6 protein-coding genes are annotated in these 5,577 nt (G+C 41.9%); 2 read left to right on the top strand and 4 right to left on the bottom strand.

The genetic code is table 11. The features are described 5' to 3' along the window. A partial coding sequence (locus U5J89_RS02620; RefSeq protein WP_322574049.1) for a M48 family metalloprotease occupies nt 1-265 on the top strand: 265 nt, incomplete at its 5' end. An 80-nt stretch (nt 266-345) separates the two neighbouring features. On the opposite strand, the gene U5J89_RS02615 is transcribed toward U5J89_RS02620, so the two are convergent. From U5J89_RS02615 to U5J89_RS02600, 4 genes are all read right to left on the bottom strand, one after another. Beyond that, nucleotides 346-558, bottom strand: coding sequence for a hypothetical protein (locus U5J89_RS02615; protein WP_322574048.1), 213 nt, complete (start codon nt 556-558; stop codon nt 346-348). Between the two features lie 69 nt (nt 559-627). Then, nucleotides 628-3,063 carry a TonB-dependent receptor gene (locus tag U5J89_RS02610; protein WP_322574047.1) on the bottom strand — a complete coding sequence of 812 codons (2,436 nt, stop codon included), beginning with the start codon at nt 3,061-3,063 and terminating at the stop codon, nt 628-630. Nucleotides 3,064-3,173: 110 nt separating this feature from the next. Continuing rightward, the gene (locus tag U5J89_RS02605; protein WP_322574046.1) at nt 3,174-4,439 is read right to left on the bottom strand and encodes a HAMP domain-containing sensor histidine kinase; all 1,266 of its coding nucleotides are present in this window, start codon (nt 4,437-4,439) and stop codon (nt 3,174-3,176) included. Between the two features lie 5 nt (nt 4,440-4,444). Beyond that, complete coding sequence (locus U5J89_RS02600; protein ID WP_322574045.1) at nt 4,445-5,122, bottom strand: response regulator transcription factor; 678 nt, start codon at nt 5,120-5,122, stop codon at nt 4,445-4,447. Between the two features lie 108 nt (nt 5,123-5,230). Here U5J89_RS02600 and U5J89_RS02595 point away from each other — a divergent pair. Then, nucleotides 5,231-5,577, top strand: a 347-nt coding sequence (locus U5J89_RS02595) for a DUF3124 domain-containing protein (protein WP_322574044.1), incomplete at its 3' end; no start/stop codon positions are given.

The following is a 5,577-nucleotide window of genomic DNA, read 5'->3' as shown; positions in this document are numbered from 1 at the left end:
AGAATATGAAGCTGATCGAACAGGAGCAGAAATATGCGGTCAGCCGGGCCAGCTTGCATCGGCCTTGCAGCGGATTGAAAAGGCGGCCGAGCAAATTCCAATGAATGTATCAGATACAGCGATGCGTTCAACTTCGCATATGTTTCCGGTGAATCCCTTTAGCGGCGGAAATTTTATGAGACTGTTTTCTACGCATCCCGAAACTGAGGATCGCGTAGAGCGGCTGATGCACATGCAGCGTACCGGAGAATATTTGTTTGATTAGATAAATAGTTTTCCGAAATAAAATGCCCGGCACTTTAAAAGTGCCGGGCATTTATGATTATTGCTAAAAATAATTATCGGCTACTCTTCTTCACTTTTATATTGTTCATCATAAGCGTTTTTTATGCGCTGGTTCATATGACGCTTATAATTTTCGTATTCGTATTTGCGGACGGTAAATTCGGAGTGAAAGTTACCGTCGTTACAATCCACTTTTAATTTATTGGGATGATCTGTTTCGCTAATTTCAACAGCGATGTCGCCAAGTTTATAGGATGCAATAACAGAGCTCATAAGGTCATTTGTTTTTGTTTATGCTAAGATAATTACTTAAGAGCTCTTTGTGAATTTTTAGTCTGTTTCTTACATCTCCATTTCTGGAGGACCGTCTCCGTTGGGACCTTGATCTCTTCTTTTCTGTTCTTTGTTGCGTTCTCCGAAAAAGTATTGAAAGCTGATGGTTGCAGATCGTGATGACCAGCTAAACTCACGCTGGGTATAAAAATCGGTATTGGGATTACCGTCGGTATTAGCAGTATAACTAAAGTTCTGTGAATTCAATAGGTCGCGAATATTGAGTGAAATCTTGGCCTTTCCATCCATCAAGTCTTTAGAAACACCAGTATCAATCATTGTCATGCCTTCGCGTCGGCCCTGAGTAGTTTCGCTGGGTCCACGATAGCGCATGGAAGCTTGATAGTTCAATCCATCAACAATTTCCCAGCGCAGTCTCATACGTGCCCGGAAGTTTTCGGATTCGCTGCTAAACACCTGATCTTGATAGGTACCTTCGGAGTTGGATCGGAATAAATTGGCATTGGCTGTTAGGTTTAATCGATCCGCTATTTCCTGGTCGGCTGAAAACTCAACGCCCCAAGCTTTTTCGGAAGCAAGGTTGATGGGAAAGATACGGGTAACGCCTTGTTGTGCTTCGGTTATACGCTCAATAACATCAGTGCGATAGCGGTGATAAAAACTTGTAAGCAGAGAACCTGAGTTCCAGTAGTGCAGATAACCCAACTCATAAGAGTTACTGAATTCCGGTGTCAGGTTGGGATTACCAGTAAATTGGCTGCGTTGATCGTCAAAATCATTAAAAGGGATGAGCGCTCGTGACCATGGGCGCTGTAAGCGTCGGCTATAACTCACCTGAACCGATTGCTGTTCGTTGAAAGAGTAGCTCAAGAATACACTTGGGAAGAGGTTTACATAATTTTGAGTAACTACCGTATTATCACTTTTGACTTCCGTACGAATATTCGTGTTTTCAAGGCGAAGGCCTACTTGACCCGATAATGAAGACCATTCGTAATTTAGTATAGCGAATGCAGCGTTAACGTTTTCGGTATAGAGAAAGTTATCGGTATAATTCTCTTCGCTTACCCAAGTACCATTGACCCTTGTTTCGGCAAGATAGCTGTTATCCATCCACTCCGTATCACTTCGCAGGCCGGCCTCCAATTTGCCATCCCCCCAAATTGGACGTTTATATTCGGCATTAAACCGAAGATCCATTTCTTCTTCCTCATCGATGGCTCGCTGCATCAGCGGATCTTCATTGCCTTGACGAACGGTTTCCTCAATATTATTTGTGGATTTTTCTCGGCTAATATCAAAGCTGGCATCAGCCACAAGCTTGTGATCATTTCCGTCAATTTTGTTTTCGTAATTCAGATTTATGTCAATATCTCCTTCATTACTCTCCTGTCTATTTTCGCGATAGGTCTTTTTTAAGACATCACCAGTAAAAGCTCCTGGACTGTATTCAAGATCGGTATAAGTGATGTCTTCAATATTTTCTCCGCGTTCGGCGCTCAAATAAGCACTGGCAGTAAGTACCTGTGTTTCGGTAAGATAGAAATCAGCTCCAAATTGAAGATCACCGTCAAGCTCTGATTCCTGAGAATCGGTCTGTTCACGGTACATATAGGTAGTATCGGGACCGGAAAAACGCTGGAAGGAACTGCCTCCTTCGGGTTCGCTGCTATAATCAAGTCCGCCGTTGAAAAACCAGTTAATATCACCCACTCGATAATTTAAATTGGCAGAACCTTCGTATTCTTCCGGTAATCCGGTGCCCACTTGGAAGCTTCCATTAAATCCACGGCGCTGATCTTTCTTTAGGATAATATTGATGATTCCACCTGATCCTTCGGCCGCATAACGTGCAGAGGGATTGGTAATAATTTCAACCGATTTAATCATGGTTGCAGGAATACTGTTAAGGGCATCCACATTACTGTTGCTTGCCATGTTCGAAGGTTTGCCATTGATAAGTACCCGCACCGACTCATTACCGCGCAGGCTAATATTACCATCGATATCGGTAGAAACGGAGGGAACATTATTAAGAACATCTACAGCCGATCCTCCAAGACTGGTTATATCCTGTCCCACCTGGAAGGTGCGCTTGTCAAAGTTCATCTGCATTTCAGATCGTTCGGCGCGTACAAATAGCTCTCCAAGATCTTCCGAAGTTGGAGTCATGTTAATAGTGCCAAGATCTGTTGTTTCACCCTCCGAAATTTGGAACTGCTGAATGTAGGGCTTGAAAGAGAGAAAGGTGACTTTTAACACATATTGGCCCGGTGAAATATTGATAGAGAAAGAACCCTCATTATCAGTAGAAGCTCCGGTTATGATATTGGATTGAGTTGAGTCATAAATCGCCACTGAAGCACTGGACAGTGGTTCGTTTTCCTGATCTAAAACGGTGCCCGATATAGAACCGTCAGATTGCGCAAGAACAGGAACGGAAAAAAGTAATAGCAGGGATAGTGTAGAGAGTAACTTTTTCATTATTAGGTAGATGTTAGAAAATACGACGTTATTTAATTTCTTTAGTCGAAAAGATAACAGGTGATACTGTTCAAACATTAAACGAATACTGAAGAAAGTTTGAAGATTCCTCAGTTTTGTAAGTTAATTGTTACAGTATGCCATCCATCTTCGCAGGTATACGAAATGGTATAATGGTATTGGTCGGCAATTCGTTTGATTATTGCCAAACCAAGTCCAATAGATTTAGAATTGACATTATCTTTTTTGAATCGCCGAAACAATTCTTCGGGTGTTGAGGAGAGCGGATTCCCGGTATTGGAGATGCGAAGGCGTTGGCTGTTTAGCGAAATGTCAATATTTCCCTCTTCTACATTATGTTTTATAGCATTCTGGAAGAGATTGGTCCATAATATATCTGCCAGAACGGGATGCATATGTACGAAAACATCATCTTCGACATCAGCTTCAACCGTTAGGCCATTAAGCGTAATAAATTCATCAAAAGACTGGATGCTGTCTTTAATTAACTCAGAGAGGTTAACTTCTTCGGTACCGGTAAACTCATGGTTTTCGATCTTAGTAAGCAAGGCTAGTGACTCGCTGAGTCGTGACAACTTTTTTACCGATCGTTGACTGTCTTCCACAAGTTGATACTGCTCGGGAGAAAGGTCGGTTTCGGTAAGCAGCTCCAGCTTTCCCTTGATGATGGAGAGAGGAGTTTGAAGCTCATGGGAAGCATTTTCTGCAAACTCTTTTAGATTTTTATAATCTGTGATAGCCTTGCTGGTCATCTGCTCAACAAATTTATTTAAATCATCGAATTCGGCTACGGATGTTTCTTCAGCGGTAATCGGGTTTTTATCTTGCAATCTGAAGTTTTTTATTCGTTCCAGCGTTTTGCGGAATGGTTTAAATAGCCTGTTGGAAACAATGAATCCCACTCCAACGGCACCAATAACTTGCAGTCCTAGAATCCAGAGCAGAATTTGTATTACCGCTTCGGTGATGTCGTCGGATTCAACAAGTGCCCCATAGGTGGTAATACGATAACTGGTGCCGTCAACGTTGCGGTGGGCAACTAACTTTAAATTGTGTTCCATCTGCTGCAGGCGATCATGCCAGACCAGGGTATCGCGAATTTCTACATTTGGTTCTACCCGATTCGGGAGAGCAACTATTTTTAAATTGGTATCATCGTTATCTTGCACCGGGCTTTCAAAATTTTTCCCCTGTTCCAGCAGGTACGTAACTCGTTCCACCCGATCCAAAAAGCGCCACTTAAGTTCGTTGTCGAGTTCGCCCTTGATAATATGATAAGACACAAATCCCCCTATCCCCAGTACAATAATGGTTACAACAAGATACAAGAGAACAAATTTTGTTATCAGTTTCATGTCAATCAGTGGACTTTAAATTTGTATCCAATACCGTAGACGCTTTCGATATAGTCATTAGCGCCGGCTTTTTCTAATTTTTTGCGCAGATTTTTGATGTGTTGATACACAAAGTCGAGGTTTTCGAGGTGATCTACATAATCGCCCCACAAGTGTTCGGCAATGGTCTGCTTGGAGAGTACATGGTTTTTATTGGATGAAAAATAGAGTAGTAATTCATATTCCTTTGGAGTAAGATTTACGGGATTTCCATCCACCGTTACTTCCATCGTTTTGGTATTGATAGCAATCTCATTCACATTGATAATTTCCTTGCCGTCGCGCTGCTGCCTTCGATTTACAGCTTTAATACGTGCGTGGAGCTCGGGCAATTGAAAAGGTTTGGTGATGTAATCATCAGCGCCCAGTTCCAGTCCTTCCACTTTGTCATCCAGAGCATTTTTAGCCGATATGATGATCGTTCCTGTTTCCGGATTCACGGATTTCAACTCCCGTAAAACCTGTAGGCCCGAACCGCCCGGAATCATAATGTCAATAAGTACCACATCGTAGGTGTACGACATTACCTTGTCAAAAGCCTCGGAATATGACTGAGCTGTTTCACAGATATATCCTTCGCGCTTCAGATACGTTTGGATGTTCTGCAGCAAATCTTCGTTGTCTTCGATGATGAGTAATTTCATAGCAATTCAAACATAACAAATGATTTTGAAGCAAAACTGAAGGTTCATACTTTGAAATACAATGATTATAATTATTTATAAAAAAGCTGGTTTTCATCTTACTTATTTATGCAGCGTATTACACTGATGTTTATTATGGGAATTGTTATGGTAGGATGTGCTTCGGAGCAGGAAGCCCCTTCTGCGGAAGCACAATCGGATTCGGTACCAGTAGTAGAACAGAAAAATTCGACCGATGCTATATCACAGCAACAACCAACCGATTTTGAGCGACAAAATAGCAGTGTGGGACAGCTAGTTTATGTACCTGTCTATTCGCATATCTATCAACAAAACCGCCAGAAAACATTTAACCTGACGACAACACTAAGTATTAGGAATGCAGATCCCTATCGTCCGTTTACTATTACTGAAGTTGCCTATTACGATTCGAAAGGAAATTTAATTCAACAGTA

The sequence above is a fragment of the Fodinibius sp. genome (genome assembly GCF_034521915.1).
Taxonomy (GTDB): domain Bacteria; phylum Bacteroidota; class Rhodothermia; order Balneolales; family Balneolaceae; genus Fodinibius.
This window is presented reverse-complemented; position numbering and strand designations above follow the sequence as displayed.